Source organism: Oerskovia sp. USHLN155 (assembly GCF_037145535.1).
GTDB lineage: Bacteria > Actinomycetota > Actinomycetes > Actinomycetales > Cellulomonadaceae > Oerskovia > Oerskovia rustica.
Genome location: NZ_JBBCXG010000004.1, coordinates 129,237 through 144,300, shown reverse-complemented (window position 1 = coordinate 144,300; position 15,064 = coordinate 129,237). Strand labels below are relative to the sequence as shown.

The window sequence follows — 15,064 nt, the reverse complement described above, 5'->3', positions numbered from 1 at the left end:
CACGGGTGCGGCCCAGGGGATTCTCAGCCGGACGGGGTACTGTCGGCGCGTGAGCCCCAGCACCCCCACCCCCGACGTGAACGCGACCTCCGACGGCCCCGTTCCCGCCGCTTCACCGGAGACCGGCGCAGCCGTACCGGCACCTCTGACCACGCCGGCTGCCGCGGGCTCCGCGTCGGCCGACCCCGGGGACGCGAACGACGGCGGCGTCCGTGGCGACGAGGTCGAGATCGAGTCGATGATCGACCCGACGACGATCCGTCGCGCACCCCGCTACAAGGCGTTCTTCACGACGGGTGCTCTGGTCGGGGTCGTCCTGGGGCTGTGCATCGGGATCACGTGGCTCGGCTCCCCGGAGTCCCGCGGCGTGCTCAAGCCCGGCGTCTACCTCACGGTCGTCGTGCTGGGGACGACGACGCTCACGACGCTCGTCGCGGGCGCCCTGGCGATCTGGGCGGACAAGCGCAGCCTGCGCCGCTGAGCGAGCAGGCGGAGCCAGAACATCGTCGGGGTGCGCGGTCCATCCCGTGGGCGTGACTTCGGTCAGCCTGCGACCGTGTGGGACACTGGAGCCGTGGCCCCCCGCGGAGATGGACTTCTCAACCACGACCTCATGCCCGGCGAGAAAGGCCCCCAGGACGCTTGTGGCGTCTTCGGAGTCTGGGCGCCCGGCGAAGAGGTCGCCAAGCTTGCCTACTTCGGTCTGTACTCGTTGCAGCACCGCGGTCAGGAGTCGGCCGGGATCGCGACCAGCAATGGTGAGCAGATCCTCGTCTACAAGGACATGGGACTCGTCTCCCAGGTCTTCGACGAGACGGCCCTCAACGCGCTGACGGGGCACATCGCCGTCGGGCACTGTCGGTACTCGACGACCGGCGGCGTGACCTGGGAGAACGCTCAGCCCACGCTGGGCGCGACGTCGTCGGGGACCGTCGCGCTGGGGCACAACGGCAACCTGACCAACTCCGCCGAGCTCGTGAACCTCGTCGCGGAGCGCTACGGCGCACAGCGCCGGGGCGAGTTGGCCCGGGGCAACACGACCGACACGGCACTCATCACCGCGCTCTTCGCCGGAGATGACGACCACTCGCTCGAGGCCACCGCGATGGAGGTCCTCCCGAGGCTCCGCGGCGCCTTCAGCCTCGTCTTCATGGACGAGAAGACGCTCTACGCCGCGCGCGACCCGCAGGGCGTGCGCCCGCTCGTCCTGGGACGTCTGGAACGCGGCTGGGTCGTCGCGAGCGAGACCCCGGCCCTGGACATCGTCGGTGCGTCGTTCGTCCGTGAGGTGGAGCCGGGCGAGCTCATCGCGATCGACGGCGAAGGCCTGCGCTCGCAGCGCTTCGCCCCGGTCGAGCGTGCCGGCTGCGTCTTCGAGTACGTGTACCTGGCCCGTCCGGACACCTCGATCAACGGCCGCTCGGTGCACGCCGCGCGCGTGGAGATGGGCCGCCAGCTCGCTCGCGAGCACGGCATCGACGCGGACCTCGTGATCCCGGTCCCCGAGTCCGGCACGCCTGCGGCCGTCGGCTACGCGCAGGAGTCGGGCATCCCGTTCGGCCAGGGGCTGACCAAGAACGCGTACGTCGGGCGCACCTTCATCCAGCCGTCGGACACGCTGCGCCAGCTCGGTATCCGGCTCAAGCTCAACCCGCTCCGTGACGTCATCCGGGGCAAGCGTCTGGTCGTCGTCGACGACTCGATCGTGCGCGGCAACACCCAGCGTGCCCTGATCCGCATGCTGCGCGAGGCGGGGGCCGCCGAGGTCCACGTCCGCATCAGCTCGCCCCCGGTCAAGTGGCCGTGCTTCTACGGCATCGACTTCGCGTCGCGCGCCGAGCTCATCGCCAACGGCCTGTCGCCCGAGGAGGTGGGCGCCTCGCTCGGAGCCGACACGCTCGGGTACATCTCCGAGGAGGGGATGATCGCGGCGACCGAGCAGTCCGCCTCTCAGCTGTGCACGGCCTGCTTCACCGGGAAGTACCCCATCGAGCTGCCCCCGGACGACCAGCTCGGCAAGCACCTGCTCGAGCAGGCGGAGCTGCCGCTGGGGGCGCCGGAGGACGGGCTGCGCAGCCTCTCCGTGGGAGTCGGCGGCGGGACCGCCCTCGACCACCCCTGACCCCGTACGACGCACCGCCCCACCGGGGCGCGCCGCAACCACCAGGAGTTCATTCGTGTCTGAAGGTCTCACGTACGCCGCAGCCGGTGTCGACACCGAGGCGGGCGACAAGGCCGTCGAGCTGATGAAGGACGCCGTGCGCCGCACGCACGGCCCGCAGGTCCTCGGGGGCGTGGGCGGGTTCGCCGGGCTCTACGACTTCAGCGAGGTCGCGACCTACACCAAGCCCCTGCTGGCCACCTCGACCGACGGCGTGGGGACCAAGGTCGCGATCGCGCAGGCCATGGACGTCCACGACACGATCGGGTTCGACCTCGTGGGGATGGTCGTCGACGACATCGTCGTGGTGGGGGCCAAGCCGCTCTTCATGACGGACTACATCGCGTGCGGCAAGGTCGTGCCCGAGCGCATCGCGGGGATCGTCCGCGGGATCGCGGCGGCGTGCGAGGTCGCCGGCACGGCCCTCGTCGGCGGGGAGACGGCGGAGCACCCGGGTCTCCTGGGCGAGGACGAGTACGACGTCGCGGGCGCCGCGACGGGCGTCGTCGAGGCCGACCGTCTCCTGGGTCCCGAGCGTGTGCGCGAGGGCGACGTCCTCATCGCGCTGGGTTCGTCGGGCCTGCACTCGAACGGCTACTCGCTGGTGCGTGCGGTCGTGAAGCACGCGGGCTGGGAGCTGGACCGCGAGGTCGAGGAGTTCGGTCGGACGCTCGGCGAGGAGCTGCTCGAGCCCACGCGCGTCTACGCGAGCGACTGCCTCGCCCTGGCGCACGACGACGCCGCGCAGGTTCACGCGTTCACGCACGTCACGGGTGGTGGGCTCGCGGCGAACCTGGCCCGCGTCCTGCCGGCCGGGCTGGTCGGCACGATCGACCGTGGGTCCTGGGACGTCCCGCCGGTCTTCACGGTGGTCCGCGACCTGGGGAACGTTCCTCGCCGCGACCTGGAGAACACGCTCAACCTCGGTGTGGGCATGGTCGCGATCGTGGGGGAGGACGGCGCCGACGCCGCCCTCGCGCGGTGCGCGGAGCTGGGCCTCACCGCCTGGGTCCTGGGCACCGTCGGCGTCCTGGACGACTCCGTGACCGCCTCGGCGGGCGGCGAGGACCTGGTGGTCGGCACCAAGGGCGTGCACGCGGGCGCCGTGCGCCTGACGGGCGACTACCGCAACTGACAGGACGACGAAGGCGCGCCCGGCAGCTCAGGCCTAGGCCTGAAGTGCGGGGCGCGCCTTCGTCGTACGAGGATCAGACTCGCGGGTCGTTCGTCGATCGACGAACTCGCGATCTGTCGACTCACGGACCACCTGGGGCCCGAAGGTCGCAGGAAGAGGGTGAGGTCGTGTCAGCGGTCGTCGGACCAGCCGGTGAACGGCTGGTCGTAGTCTCCGTTGTTGTCCTCGGAAGACCTCGCTCCGTAGCGAGGATCTGTCGCGAGATCCGTGTGGCTATGACCAGTGAGCTCTTGTTCGAGAGCTTGGTAGTTCGTCTCGGGGCTGTAGTACTTCAGCGCACGAGCGACCTTGGTCTGCTTAGCCTTCTGACGGCCGCGGCCCATGGCTCCGACCCCCTCAACGTAGAAGCGGGGCGGCAACGTACTCAGACGTGCGGCCCCGGGAGTGTTGTTTCGTCTGTTCAGAGTCCAACGGTACATGCTCCGGATGCATTCCAGCCACTCGGGTCCCCCGATCGGGTGGCTTGTCACACTGTCTCCACACAACGGGGCCTCGACGGGTGGCCGCGGGGTCGCCGGCGGAGGGTCGTCGGAGCGGCCTGGGGCGGCTCCGACGGACGCGCGACACGCCCGGATCTCGGTCCGAAACACCTGTACCACCCATACCCCGCCTAATTCACCCTGTCCGCCAAGTCGCCCAAAATCCTCATGCTGCGACAATGGAAGGGCTAGCGCAGCGCTGTCGTCGCGTTCCGACGTCACCGTCGGACCAGCCAGTCGCTAGGAGGAGGTGCAGTGATGTCCGTCCATGGAGAGTCCGAAGTTCTGCTCACACCGGCCGAGGTCGCGAGCCTGTTCCGCGTCGATCCCAAGACCGTCACTCGCTGGGCCAAGGCCGGCAAGCTGTCGTCGATCCGGACCCTCGGGGGGCATCGTCGCTATCGCGAGTCCGAGGTTCGCGCACTCCTGGGTGCCGCGAGCGAGAACGCCGAGGGCGTCGACAAGGGCTGACCGACGGCGCGGTGGTCGTTCCCGCGCCCAGCCTTCGCCGTCGGGCCATGCGGAGCCCCGGGACACGTCTCCCGGAGCTCCCGTCGCGTCCTGACCTGGATCTTCCTCACGACCAGGATCTTCCTCACGACCAGCCGAAAGCCCGGCGCCTGTGGCGCCGGGCTCGGTCGTTCCTGGGGCTGTGCCGGTTCTCCCGGTCCCGCCGGCTCGGGCGGGGCGCGCGGCCCCGGCGTGCGTCAGGAGCGGCGCCGGAGGATCGCCGCGGCGACGAGCGCGACCGTCGCGACGGCACCCCCGATGAGGATCTTGACGTTGCGGGCGCGCGCCGGGTCGTGCTCGGGAAGCCCGCGTCCTGTGAAGAAGCTCCCCGTGTCGGCGGCGGCCTGCTTGGTCTGGTGCGCGACGTTCGCCGCCTGCGTCCGCGGGTCGAGGCGTGCGGTGAGCTCGTCGATCGTGCGCGCGAGCTCCGACCGGGTCCGGGCGATCTCGGCCTCCAGGTCGGCCTGGGTCGGTTCGGTGCTCACGGGCGCAGTCCTTCCTTCACGGTGGCGACGTCTTCCTTGATGCCGGCGATGGCCGCGTCCGGGGTCGGGGGCATCCCCTTCTTGAGCTGCTTGCTGCCTACGAACGCCAGGATGCCTGCGAGGAGGAACAGGGCGACGCCGACGATGAGTGCCGCGAGCCACAGCGGCACGGCGTGCGCGAGCCCGACCATCGCCGAGTGCAGGAGGAAGCCCAGGCCGTAGAGCGAGAGCACGCCGGCCACGACGAACATGCCGATCCCGATGCCCGACCTGGCGGCCTTGGTCGTCAGCTCCTTCTTGGCGAGCGCGATCTCGGTCCGGACGAGGCGCGTGGCCTGCTCGGACATCTGCTCGACGAGCTTGCCGATCGAGGGCTTCGGGCTCGGGGGAGGGGGCTGCCCGTCGTCCCAGTCGCTCATGGTGGTCACCTTCCTGGCGCTCCGGTCGGGGCGCCCGTGCGCGCGAGGGGGACTCGCGCCCTGAAGAGTCGGTTCTTCATGTCCCACTCAACCGGTCAACCGCCCCGAGGGCAATTCCGCGCGCCGGGCGTGCGAGTGCTCGTCCGGTGTGCTGGGCGGGCGAGAAGGGTGCCTGGGTCCGAGACGGGTGCGTGCGTCACGATCTGCTCCACCCGTCTCGAGCGGGGAGACCCGTCTCGTCGGACTGGCGGGGTGTCCCCGGTGCGTCACGAGCGCACGGTGCGGCCCGACGGCGTCGCTCGGCGCGGGTGGTCCGGTCGGGGTGGGTGCGGTGCGGGCCCGGCAGCCAGGACCGGTGGGAACGACGAAGCCCCGTCTCGTATGAAACGAGACGGGGCTTCGTGGAAGTGGCTCCGACCGGCGTCGATCCGGTGACCTTTCGATTTTCAGTCGAACGCTCTACCAACTGAGCTACAGAGCCTTGACACGAAAGCCCGGTCATGATGACCGGGCAGTCGCTGTCGAGCGACCCTGACGGGACTTGAACCCGCGACCTCCGCCGTGACAGGGCGGCGCGCTAACCAACTGCGCTACAGGGCCTTGCGTGAGTTTCTCCCGGCCTGCGCCGTTCGAACCTCGAGAATCGTATCTCACTGCCGGGCGAATCCGTTAATCGGATCCTTCCGAGTACCCCCAACGGGATTCGAACCCGTGCTACCGCCGTGAAAGGGCGGCGTCCTAGGCCGCTAAACGATGGGGGCCTAGTTTCCTGGACAACCCGTACCGCCTGCGGGGCACGAGTCGCCGAGAGACCTCCGTCAGCATACGGGGAAGCGGGGCTGCCGTGCAAAACGGTGCTCGGAGCCGTGTGCAGGGCCCCAGCGAGGCGGTGGATGCGAGGCGGGGCCCGGCTGCGGCAAGGGAGGATGGTCTCGTGGTGGAGATGACGCGCGAGGACTTCGAGGACGCGGTGCGCGATGCGCTGGACGAGATCCCGGAGGAGCTGGCGGAGCAGATGGACAACGTGGTCGTCCTGGTCGAGGACGACGCGCCCGCCGACGACCCCGAGCTGCTGGGGCTGTACGAGGGGGTCCCGCTGACCGAGCGCGACCTCATGTGGGCCGCGGGTGCCCTCCCGGACCGGATCACGATCTACCGCAACCCCACTCTCGCGATCTGCGAGACGCGCGAGGAGGTGGTCGAGGAGGTCGTCGTCACGGTGGTCCACGAGATCGCTCACCACTTCGGGATCGACGACGACCGGCTGCACGAGCTCGGGTGGGCCTAGCATTCATCGTCGATAGGCGATAACATCGCCGCATGACGATGAAAAGGGAGACGAGCGCACGCACGCACCTGCGAGCGCGCCGACCCATGACCGAGGCTCCCGCCGAGCAGGCGGCGGCCGAGCATCCGCAGCAACCGTGCACACCGCCCGTCGTCGGGCACGACCACACCGCGGTCGCGCGCCTCCTGCACGCCCTCGCCGAGCCGCACCGGCTCTCGGTGGTGCACCTCCTCGCGGTCGCGGAGCACCGCGTGGTCGACCTGACCCGCGAGCTGGGGCTCGCCCAGTCCACGGTGTCGGCCCACCTGGCGACGCTGCGCGAGGCGGGCCTGGTCGAGACACGCCGTGAGGGGCGCTCGTCCTGGTACCGACTCGCACGCCCCGAGGTCGCGCACATCCTGGCCGACGCCGAGCGGATCGTCGACGCGACGAAGGGCACACCGTGAGCGGCCACTCCCACTCCCACTCGCACGGCGCGTCGACCGCGACGGGCGCGCACCGCCGTCGGCTCGTGATCGTCCTGTGCATCACGCTCGGTGTCATGGCGCTCGAGGTCGTGGGCGCGCTGGTCTCCGGGTCGCTCGCCCTCCTCGCGGACGCCGGGCACATGCTCACCGACGCGACCGGGATCGGTATCGCGCTCTTCGCGAGCTGGCTCGCGACCCGCCCGGCCTCCCCGACGCGGACCTTCGGGTGGCAGCGTGCGGAGATCCTCGCGGCGCTGACCAACGCCCTGATCCTGGGCACGGTCGCCGTGCTGGCGATCGTCGAGGGCGTCTCGCGGTTCCGGTCGCCGGACCCGGAGATCCAGGCGGGGCTCATGATCGGGGTGGCGGTCGTCGGTCTCGTCGCGAACGCGGTCGGGCTGCGCCTGCTGTCCGCCGGTCAGGCCGAGAGCCTCAACGTCCGGGGTGCCTATCTGGAGGTGCTGGGCGACCTGCTCGGATCGGTCGCGGTGATCGTCGCCGGCTTCTTCGTCGCGGTCGGGTTCCCGGGGGCCGACGGTCTCGCGTCGGTGGCGATCGGCCTCATGATCCTGCCGCGTGCGTTCATGCTCCTGCGCGAGGTCGCGGCCGTGCTCCTCGAGTCGACCCCGGCCGGCGTGGACCTCGAGAAGGTCCGCACGCACATGGAGGGCATCCCCGGTGTCGTGGGCGTCCACGACCTGCACGCCTGGACCATCACCTCGGGAGTCCCCGTCATGTCGGCGCACGTGGTCGTGGAGGAGGACCTCCTCGCGTGCGGCGGCGGGACCGAGGTGCTGCAGCGCCTCAAGGAGTGCTTGGGCGGGCACTTCGACGTCGACCACTGCACGTTCCAGATCGAGCCGCCGTCGATGCAGGAGACCGAGGAGTCGGTCCACCACTGATCGCCGGGCGTCTCGCGGGGGCGTCGACGTCGAGAACCGCTCCCGCGTCGATCTACGCTCGTCCCATGACGATTCTGGTGACGGGCGGGGCGGGGTACATCGGGGCGCACGTGGTGCGGCTGCTGCAGGAGAGGGGCGAGAAGGTCGTCGTCGTCGACGACCTGAGCACCGGTCAGGAAGGGCGGGTCGGGGGAGCGCCGCTCGTGCGGCTCGACGTGTCGAGCGCCGAGGCGGTCGAGGTGCTGACCACGACCCTCGTGGAGCACGAGGTCACCGCGGTGGTGCACTTCGCCGCCCGCAAGCAGGTCGGCGAGTCGGTCGAGAAGCCGGCCTGGTACTACCAGCAGAACGTCGGCGGCTTCACGAACCTCGTGACCGCGATGGAGGCGGCGGGGGTCGACCGGCTGGTCTTCTCGTCGTCGGCGGCGACGTACGGGATGCCGTCGGTCTCCCTGGTCGAGGAGAAGCTGCACGCCGAGCCGATCAACCCCTACGGCGAGACGAAGCTCGTCGGCGAGTGGCTGGGACGAGCGGCCGGCCGCTCCTGGGGCCTGCGGTTCGTGGCGCTGCGCTACTTCAACGTCGCCGGTGCGGGCTGGTCCGACCTGGGCGACCCGGCGATCCTCAACCTCGTCCCCATGGTCCTCGACCGTCTGGAGCGTGGCGAGCAGCCCAAGATCTTCGGCGACGACTACCCGACGCCGGACGGCACCTGCATCCGCGACTACATCCACGTCCTGGACCTGGCCGAGGCGCACCTCGCGGCGCTCGGCTACCTCGACGAGGACGAGCGTGCGTACGACGTCTTCAACGTCGGGACGGGGACGGGCTCCTCGGTCCGTGAGGTCATCGACGAGATCGGGAAGGTGTCTGGTCTCGACGTGACCGCGGAGATCCTCCCGCGTCGTGCGGGCGACCCGCCGCAGCTCGTCGCCTCGCCCGAGCGCATCAACAAGGTGCTCGGGTGGAGCGGTTCGCAGGGGCTCGAGGAGATCATCTCCTCGGCCTGGGAGGCCTGGCAGGCGGGGCCTCGTCGTATCGACGTCTGAGCCTCCGAGGTGACCGGAAGGGCTCTCTCGCACTCGTGCGAGGGGGCCCTTCCGTATGTCCGGCACTGACATCCCGTCAGATCCTCAGTATGCTGAGCAAAATTACTCAGCAGGCTGAGGATGAAGGGGTGTGCCATGCCCGGAACGCCTGGGATGCCAGCAGGCCGAGCGTCCGAGACCATGAAGGGGGAGGTCCACGTGTCGCAGATGCTGTACGACCGCACGGCTGCCCGCGCGAGCAGGGCGGTCCTGACCGGGTACTCGACGTCCTTCGGCCTCGGGTCCCGGCTCCTGGGGAGCGTGGCGCGGCGAGACATCGACGCGGTCTACGGCCTGGTCCGCGTGGCCGACGAGGTCGTCGACACCCGCCGCGGCGAAGGGGCCGACGCGCTCCTCACGGGACTCGAGGAGGAGACCGCTCGCGCGCTCGCGAGCGGGTACTCGACCAACCTCGTCGTCCACTCGTTCGCCCGTACGGCCCGGCGCACGGGGATCGGACACGCGGAGATCGACCCCTTCTTCGCGTCGATGCGCATGGACCTCACGGTCCAGGTGCACGACAAGGCGAGCTACGAGCAGTACGTCCACGGCTCGGCCGAGGTCGTGGGGCTCATGTGCCTCGCGGTGTTCCTCAACGCGGGCCGACGTCCCGGTGAGCCCGTCGTCCGCGCCGACGCGGCCGTGCTGCGCGGCGCCCAGGGGCTGGGGGCCGCGTTCCAGAAGATCAACTTCCTGCGCGACCTGCGCACCGACCACGAGGAGCTGGGGCGCAGCTACTTCCCCGGGATCACGCCCGCCGACCTCACGCAGGAGGACGTCGACGCGATCCTCGCCGAGATCGGCAGCGACCTCGACGCCGCGCGTGCCGCGCTCCCGTCGCTCCCGCGGCGGGCCCGGATGGCGGTCGCCGCGACGCTCGCGCTCTACGACTCCCTGCTCGGCCGGCTCTCCTCGACAGCCCCCGAGGAGCTGCTCCGGGCACGCGTGCGCGTCCCGGACCCGGTCAAGCTCGTCGTCGCCGCCCGTGCCGCGGCGCGCGAGTCGCTGCGGCGCGACGTGCCCGTCACGTCCTCGCGCTCTGCCCGTTTCGCCGATCCCCGAGGAGCCCTGTGAACGACGCCCCGCCCGACATGCCGCACGTCGTGGTCGTGGGCGGTGGCGTCGGCGGTCTCGCGACGGCCGCGCTCCTGGCCAGAGGTGGTGCGCGGGTCACGCTCCTCGAACGTCACGAGCGGGTCGGGGGGCGGGCCGGGACGCTCGACCTGGACGGGTTCCGCTTCGACACAGGACCCTCCTGGTACTTCATGCCCGAGGTCTTCGAGCACTGGTTCGCGCTGCTGGGCGAGCGCGCCCAGGACCATCTCGACCTGGTCCCCCTCGACCCGTCGTACCGCGTCTTCTTCGAGCGGGCCCCGTCGTCCGAGCAGCCCGACGGCGCCACGAACCTCCCCCCGGTCCGTACCGTCCTCGACGTCACCCGGGACCCGGAGGCCAACTGGGCACGATTCGACGCGCTCTCGCCGGGGGACGGCGAACGCATGCGGGCCTACGCCGAGGAGTCGACCGAGGCCTACCGCCTCGCCCTCGACCACTTCCTCTACACGACGTTCGAGCGCCCCGACCGGGCGATCGGGCGCGACGTCCTGCGACGGCTCCCACGCCTCGCGGCCCTGCTGGGGCGCTCGCTCGCCGACCGCGTCGAGCGCCGGGTGCACGACCCGCGCCTTCGCCAGGTCCTGGGCTATCACGCGGTCTTCCTCGGCTCGTCGCCCTACCGGGTGCCCGCGCTGTACTCGCTCATGAGCCACCTGGACCTCGTCGAGGGCGTACGCTTCCCGCGCGGCGGGATGTACACGATCGTCCAGGCGATGGAGAAGCTCGCCCGCTCGGAAGGCGTGACGATCCGCACGGCGAGCGACGTCGTCGGGATCGAGGTCGCACCTGCCGTGGCCGTGCCCGACGGCGGAGCGTCGCCCCGCGTGCGGACCGGCCCGTCCCGGCGACGCGCGCGAGGCGTCGCGACCGGGGTGCGGCTGAGCACGGGCGAGGTCGTGCCCGCGGACGTCGTCGTGTCCGGTGCGGACCTGCACCACACGCAGACCGCGCTGCTTCCCCCGGCCTACGCCGACCTGCCCGCGCCCGCGTGGGACGACCGCGGTCCCGGGATCTCGGCGCTGCTGATCCTCGCCGGCGTGCGGGGAGAGCTGCCCGAGCTCGCCCACCACTCGCTCTTCTTCACCGAGGACTGGCAGGGCAACTTCTCGGACGTCCTGGGGGACGCGGCCAACAGCCCTGTGGACTCGTTGCGGGTCCCGACCCCCGCCTCGCTCTACGTCTCGCGGACGTCGGCGACCGACGACGCGACCATCGACCGCCCCGCGGCCCCGCCCGGCCACGAGAACCTGTTCGTCCTCGTCCCCTTCCCCGCGGACCCCACGCTCGGCGGGTCCGCGGCGTCGCAGGCCGACCTCGAACGGCTCGCCGACGGCTACCTCGACCAGGTCGGCGCCTGGGCCGGGATCGACGACCTGCGCGGGCGCGTCGTGACGCGTCGGGTCCTGGGGCCCGCCCACTTCGCGACCGAGTTCTCGTCCTGGCGCGGGACGGCCCTGGGGATGGAGCACACGCTCGCGCAGAGCGCGATGTTCCGCCCTCCGGGTGCTTCGCGCAAGGTCGCCAACCTCTACTACACGGGAGCGGGCACGGCCCCCGGCGTCGGGCTCCCGATGTGCCTCATCAGCGCCGAGCTCGTCGCCAAGCGGCTCCTCGGCGAGACCTCGTCCCGGCCCCTCCCGACGCCGCTGCGCCCGGGCTTCCTCGCCGCGAGCCGTCGCCCCGAGCGCCTGCGGGGTGGCGTCTCATGATCGGGTTCGCGTACCTCGGGGCGCTCCTCGTCTCGCTCGGCGGGCTCGCCGTGCTCGACCGCCGGTTCCGCCTCGCGTTCTGGGCAGACCCGGCCCGGACCGCGATCACGCTCGTGGTCGGCGTGCTCTTCTTCCTCGCGTGGGACGTCGCCGGGCTCGCGCTGGGGATCTTCGCGCGCGGCGACTCCCCCCACATGACCGGGCTCCAGCTCGCACCCGAGCTGCCCGTCGAGGAGGCCGTCTTCCTCACGCTGCTCTGCTACAACACCCTGCTCGTCTGGCGGTTCCTCGACCTGCGCGTGCGGGGGCGCGCGTCCCGGCGGACGAACGGGGGCGCTGCGAGGGCGGACGAGGTACCCGCAGACGCTCCCGCCAGGGCCTCCGACGGTCCGACGACGGGAGCCGGTGCATGACCAACATCGTCCTGAACCTCGTGGTCCTGGCGCTCGTCGCGCTCGTCACGGTGTGGACGCTCCGGCGCCACCGGGCCGGGCCGCTCCTGTGGACGGCCGTGGTCATGGTGGTGCTGACGCTGGTGTTCGACACGATCATGATCGCGGTCGGGCTCTACACCTACGCCCCGGACAAGATCCTCGGGATCTACCTCGTCGGTGCGCCGCTCGAGGACTTCGCCTACCCGCTCGCCGCGGTCATGCTGCTGCCCGCGGTGTGGACCTGGGTCGGGGACGGCCGGCGACGTCGGCACGCGGGAGGTCAGTCGTGACCGGGGTCGCGGTCGAGCCCGGGGCCGCGCCGGGGCCGCTCGTCGCGCTCCGGGAGATCGCTGCGGCCTCTCGGCCCTTCTCCTGGATCAACACCGCCTACCCTTTCGCGGCCGGCTACCTCGTCGCGACGGGAGGTCGCGTCGACGCCACGCTCGTCGTCGGGACGCTCTACTTCCTGATCCCCTACAACCTGCTCATGTACGGGATCAACGACGTGTTCGACTACGCGTCGGACCTGCGGAACCCGCGCAAGGGCGGGATCGAGGGTGCGCTCGCGGACCCCGCGACGGCGCGCGCGACCCATCGGCGCATCCTGTGGGCGTGCGCCGTGACGAACGTCCCGTTCCTCGCGTGGCTGCTGCTCCAGGGCGACGTGGCCGCGAACCTGACGCTCGCCGTCGTGGTCTTCCTCGTCGTGGCCTACTCGGCGCCCGTGCTGCGCTTCAAGGAGCGGCCCTTCCTCGACTCGTTCACCTCGGCCATGCACTTCGTGGGGCCCCTGCTCTACGCGCTCGTGCTCGTCGGGGCGGACCTCGGGGCGCGGACCGTGTGGCCCGTGCTGGTGGCGTTCGTGCTGTGGGGAGCGGCGTCGCACGCGTTCGGCGCGGTCCAGGACGTGCGGGCCGACCGGGAGGGGGGGATCGGCTCGGTCGCGACCGTGATCGGGGCGCACCGGACCGTCGTCGTCGCGGCCGCCGCCTACCTCGTCGCCGCGGTGCTGCTCGCCCTGCTCCCCTGGCCGGGATGGCTCGCGGCCCTCCTCCCGCTCCCGTACCTCGCCAACGTCGCCTCGTTCTGGTCGGTGCGCGACGAGGACTGCGAACGGGCGAACGCGGGCTGGCGCCGCTTCCTGTGGCTCAACCTCGCGACCGGGTTCCTCGTGACGATGCTGCTCATCGCCGCCACCTGGGGCTGAGAGGGGCTGAGAGCTCCCGGGTACGACGACGGCCGCCGTCCCTCGCGGGACGGCGGCCGTCTCGGCGCCGCGGGCGTCCTGGCCTGCAGGTCAGTACGTGGTGCCGAACTCCCAGTGCCAGGCCTCGGGGTTCGCCCCGCCCGGGCGCGCCCAGGTCGGGTTGTCCCAGCCGTACGCCGGAGCGTTCTCCCGCATCCAGTTGTACTGGGCGGTGCCGAACTGGTTGATGCCGCCGCCCAGGTCGAGCGCCTGGCCCATGCCGTGGTTCGAGGTGCCGGGGGGAGCCGCGAGGCTGCCCTTCGACGCCTTGACGGAGACCTGCGAGGCGTACGACCGGTAGGACGACGTCACCGAGATGTCCGTGCCGAACGCGGCCCGGTAGGCCGTGTTGAGCTGCTCGAGGTAGTAGACCCCGTCGCAGCGCACGAAGTGCCCGGGCGCGAAGCTCGGCGAGCACAGGAGGTCGGTGGGGATGTTCCCGTTCGAGTACCCGGCAGTGCTGTTGGCCCACGCCGCGAGCTGAGAGGCCATGGCCGCACGCTCGGCGGCCTGCTGGGCGGCGATGGCCTCGCGCTCGGCGGCCTGCTGGGCGGCGATCTCCTCGGCCGACGGCGGTCCCGGCTCGACCGAGACCGTCACGGACGTCGAGTCGAGCAGGGTGCGCAGGGCCTCGGTCGCTGCGCCGATCTCGTCGATCGTCGGGGCGATCTGGGCCTGGCCGGACGGGTCTGCCTCGACGGTCGCCGGGTCGGCGTCCGCCGCAGCGGGCTCGGCCGGCGCGTCGGCAGCGGGGTCGGCGGGCGCGGCCTCCGGCGTCGTCGTGCCGGCGTCGGCGGTGAGGGACTCGCGTCCCTCGGTGCCCGCTCGGCTCGCACGGAACGTGTCGCGCCCGTCGAGGGCGGCGTCCGACCCGGAGGCCTCGAGCGTCGGCCCGGAGTCCAGCCCACCGGCGTCGAGCGACGTGTCGGTCGCCGCGTCGGCGGGCACGCTCGCCGCCCCGGTGCCGGCCTCGTCCGCGTTCTCCGTGGTGGTCGCGGCGCTGAGGAGCTGGCGGAGCTGGTCACGCGTCGCGGTGATCTGGGCCAGCTGCTCGGGTGCCAGGGAGGACGTGCCCTCGCTCGCCAGGTACTCGGCGCGCACGAGCTCGGTGCTCGCCGCCTCGAGGGCGGCCTGCTCCTCAGGGGTGGAGGCGCTCGCCCCGGCGACGCTCGTGACCGTCGAGGCCGCCGTGCCGGTGGTGCTCGCCGCGGCGACCTGGGCGGTGGTGGGGGTGGTGACGAGGCTGGCGGCGCCGGCCGTGGTGGTCACGGCGACCGCGGCAAGGGCTGCCGCGACCGCGAAGGGGGACCGTCGGCGCAGGGAGCGCCCGGGCAGGGTCGCGGCGAAGCGGCGCTGGGAGTGCTTTCCCATCAGCGGCCCCCTCTCGTGCCGGGACCCGGCTGGTCGGCTGCGCCGAGGGGGGAGGTCGTACGGTCGTCCGTGCCCGGGAGCGGGCGTCGCGCCGTGGGCGCGGCAGAGCTGAGCAGTGCAGTTGTCACGGTGTTCCGATGTTCCGTTCGTCGGGCCGAGGCCGGACCGCGTGCGCACTGCGGCGGTCGAGCGGG

At 71.7% G+C, this 15,064-nt stretch carries 17 protein-coding genes and 3 tRNA genes; 13 read left to right on the top strand and 7 right to left on the bottom strand.

Annotated features, from left to right (window positions below; all coding sequences use genetic code 11):
- Positions 1 to 49 precede the first annotated feature (49 nt).
- From WFH32_RS07000 to purM, 3 genes are all read left to right on the top strand, one after another.
- Positions 50 to 481 carry a hypothetical protein gene (locus WFH32_RS07000; protein ID WP_336706685.1) on the top strand — a complete coding sequence of 144 codons (432 nt, stop codon included), beginning with the start codon at positions 50 to 52 and terminating at the stop codon, positions 479 to 481.
- 93 nt (positions 482 to 574) lie between these two features.
- Positions 575 to 2,122, top strand: a complete 1,548-nt coding sequence (purF, locus tag WFH32_RS06995; protein WP_138826286.1) for an amidophosphoribosyltransferase — start codon at positions 575 to 577, stop codon at positions 2,120 to 2,122.
- A gap of 55 nt (positions 2,123 to 2,177) precedes the next feature.
- Entirely contained in the window at positions 2,178 to 3,296 is a 1,119-nt protein-coding gene (purM, locus tag WFH32_RS06990; RefSeq protein WP_191795489.1) for a phosphoribosylformylglycinamidine cyclo-ligase, read from the top strand.
- A 170-nt stretch (positions 3,297 to 3,466) separates the two neighbouring features.
- Here the strand turns inward: purM and WFH32_RS06985 are convergent, their stop codons facing one another.
- Positions 3,467 to 3,679: a DUF3073 domain-containing protein gene (locus tag WFH32_RS06985; RefSeq protein ID WP_030151001.1), complete on the bottom strand. Its 213-nt coding sequence runs from the start codon at positions 3,677 to 3,679 to the stop codon at positions 3,467 to 3,469.
- Between the two features lie 414 nt (positions 3,680 to 4,093).
- Between WFH32_RS06985 and WFH32_RS06980 the strand changes: the two genes are divergently transcribed.
- On the top strand, positions 4,094 to 4,306 hold the full coding sequence (locus tag WFH32_RS06980; protein ID WP_030151000.1) for a BldC family transcriptional regulator: 213 nt from the start codon (positions 4,094 to 4,096) through the stop codon (positions 4,304 to 4,306).
- Between the two features lie 236 nt (positions 4,307 to 4,542).
- Here WFH32_RS06980 and WFH32_RS06975 read toward each other — a convergent pair whose 3' ends face one another.
- From WFH32_RS06975 to WFH32_RS06955, 5 genes are all read right to left on the bottom strand, one after another.
- On the bottom strand, positions 4,543 to 4,830 hold the full coding sequence (locus tag WFH32_RS06975) for a DUF3618 domain-containing protein (RefSeq protein ID WP_336706681.1): 288 nt from the start codon (positions 4,828 to 4,830) through the stop codon (positions 4,543 to 4,545).
- Positions 4,827 to 5,249: a phage holin family protein gene (locus WFH32_RS06970; protein ID WP_191795487.1), complete on the bottom strand. Its 423-nt coding sequence runs from the start codon at positions 5,247 to 5,249 to the stop codon at positions 4,827 to 4,829. The genes WFH32_RS06975 and WFH32_RS06970 overlap by 4 nt, the downstream gene beginning before the upstream one ends.
- A 408-nt stretch (positions 5,250 to 5,657) precedes the next feature.
- Positions 5,658 to 5,730: transfer RNA gene (locus tag WFH32_RS06965), tRNA-Phe, on the bottom strand.
- A gap of 45 nt (positions 5,731 to 5,775) precedes the next feature.
- Positions 5,776 to 5,849, bottom strand: a tRNA-Asp gene (locus WFH32_RS06960).
- Positions 5,850 to 5,937: 88 nt separating this feature from the next.
- A tRNA-Glu gene (locus WFH32_RS06955) sits at positions 5,938 to 6,010 on the bottom strand.
- Between the two features lie 182 nt (positions 6,011 to 6,192).
- On the opposite strand from WFH32_RS06955, the gene WFH32_RS06950 reads away from it, so the two are divergent.
- From WFH32_RS06950 to WFH32_RS06910, 9 genes are all read left to right on the top strand, one after another.
- The gene (locus WFH32_RS06950; RefSeq protein ID WP_084690000.1) at positions 6,193 to 6,537 is read left to right on the top strand and encodes a metallopeptidase family protein; all 345 of its coding nucleotides are present in this window, start codon (positions 6,193 to 6,195) and stop codon (positions 6,535 to 6,537) included.
- A gap of 32 nt (positions 6,538 to 6,569) precedes the next feature.
- Positions 6,570 to 6,983 carry an ArsR/SmtB family transcription factor gene (locus tag WFH32_RS06945; RefSeq protein ID WP_225227833.1) on the top strand — a complete coding sequence of 138 codons (414 nt, stop codon included), beginning with the start codon at positions 6,570 to 6,572 and terminating at the stop codon, positions 6,981 to 6,983.
- A complete protein-coding gene (locus WFH32_RS06940; protein ID WP_191795486.1) occupies positions 6,980 to 7,906 on the top strand; it encodes a cation diffusion facilitator family transporter in 927 nt (308 codons plus the stop codon). Before WFH32_RS06945 ends, WFH32_RS06940 begins: the two co-directional genes overlap by 4 nt.
- A gap of 65 nt (positions 7,907 to 7,971) precedes the next feature.
- Positions 7,972 to 8,955 (top strand): UDP-glucose 4-epimerase GalE, encoded by a 984-nt coding sequence (galE, locus tag WFH32_RS06935; RefSeq protein WP_191795485.1) that lies wholly within the window; start codon positions 7,972 to 7,974, stop codon positions 8,953 to 8,955.
- A 135-nt stretch (positions 8,956 to 9,090) separates the two neighbouring features.
- A complete protein-coding gene (locus WFH32_RS06930) occupies positions 9,091 to 10,068 on the top strand; it encodes a phytoene/squalene synthase family protein (RefSeq protein WP_336706680.1) in 978 nt (325 codons plus the stop codon).
- Positions 10,065 to 11,819, top strand: coding sequence for a phytoene desaturase family protein (gene crtI / locus WFH32_RS06925; protein ID WP_336706679.1), 1,755 nt, complete (start codon positions 10,065 to 10,067; stop codon positions 11,817 to 11,819). The genes WFH32_RS06930 and crtI overlap by 4 nt, the downstream gene beginning before the upstream one ends.
- Complete coding sequence (locus WFH32_RS06920; RefSeq protein WP_191795484.1) at positions 11,816 to 12,232, top strand: lycopene cyclase domain-containing protein; 417 nt, start codon at positions 11,816 to 11,818, stop codon at positions 12,230 to 12,232. The genes crtI and WFH32_RS06920 overlap by 4 nt, the downstream gene beginning before the upstream one ends.
- Positions 12,229 to 12,543 carry a lycopene cyclase domain-containing protein gene (locus tag WFH32_RS06915; protein WP_191795483.1) on the top strand — a complete coding sequence of 105 codons (315 nt, stop codon included), beginning with the start codon at positions 12,229 to 12,231 and terminating at the stop codon, positions 12,541 to 12,543. The genes WFH32_RS06920 and WFH32_RS06915 overlap by 4 nt, the downstream gene beginning before the upstream one ends.
- Positions 12,540 to 13,460 carry a prenyltransferase gene (locus WFH32_RS06910; protein WP_191795482.1) on the top strand — a complete coding sequence of 307 codons (921 nt, stop codon included), beginning with the start codon at positions 12,540 to 12,542 and terminating at the stop codon, positions 13,458 to 13,460. Before WFH32_RS06915 ends, WFH32_RS06910 begins: the two co-directional genes overlap by 4 nt.
- 90 nt (positions 13,461 to 13,550) lie before the next feature.
- Here WFH32_RS06910 and WFH32_RS06905 read toward each other — a convergent pair whose 3' ends face one another.
- On the bottom strand, positions 13,551 to 14,870 hold the full coding sequence (locus WFH32_RS06905) for a M15 family metallopeptidase (RefSeq protein WP_336706676.1): 1,320 nt from the start codon (positions 14,868 to 14,870) through the stop codon (positions 13,551 to 13,553).
- Positions 14,871 to 15,064: the final 194 nt, after the last annotated feature.

Bases quoted from the DNA above. Each gene is read 5' to 3' on its own strand.
- WFH32_RS06985 (WP_030151001.1), bottom strand. From the start codon at position 3,679: ATGGGCCGCGGCCGTCAGAAGGCTAAGCAGACCAAGGTCGCTCGTGCG.
- WFH32_RS06980 (WP_030151000.1), top strand. From the start codon at position 4,094: ATGTCCGTCCATGGAGAGTCCGAAGTTCTGCTCACACCGGCCGAGGTC.
- WFH32_RS06970 (WP_191795487.1), bottom strand. From the start codon at position 5,249: ATGAGCGACTGGGACGACGGGCAGCCCCCTCCCCCGAGCCCGAAGCCC.
- WFH32_RS06950 (WP_084690000.1), top strand. From the start codon at position 6,193: ATGACGCGCGAGGACTTCGAGGACGCGGTGCGCGATGCGCTGGACGAG.
- WFH32_RS06945 (WP_225227833.1), top strand. From the start codon at position 6,570: ATGACGATGAAAAGGGAGACGAGCGCACGCACGCACCTGCGAGCGCGC.
- galE (WP_191795485.1), top strand. From the start codon at position 7,972: ATGACGATTCTGGTGACGGGCGGGGCGGGGTACATCGGGGCGCACGTG.
- WFH32_RS06930 (WP_336706680.1), top strand. From the start codon at position 9,091: ATGCCCGGAACGCCTGGGATGCCAGCAGGCCGAGCGTCCGAGACCATG.
- WFH32_RS06920 (WP_191795484.1), top strand. From the start codon at position 11,816: ATGATCGGGTTCGCGTACCTCGGGGCGCTCCTCGTCTCGCTCGGCGGG.
- WFH32_RS06915 (WP_191795483.1), top strand. From the start codon at position 12,229: ATGACCAACATCGTCCTGAACCTCGTGGTCCTGGCGCTCGTCGCGCTC.
- WFH32_RS06905 (WP_336706676.1), bottom strand. From the start codon at position 14,870: ATGGGAAAGCACTCCCAGCGCCGCTTCGCCGCGACCCTGCCCGGGCGC.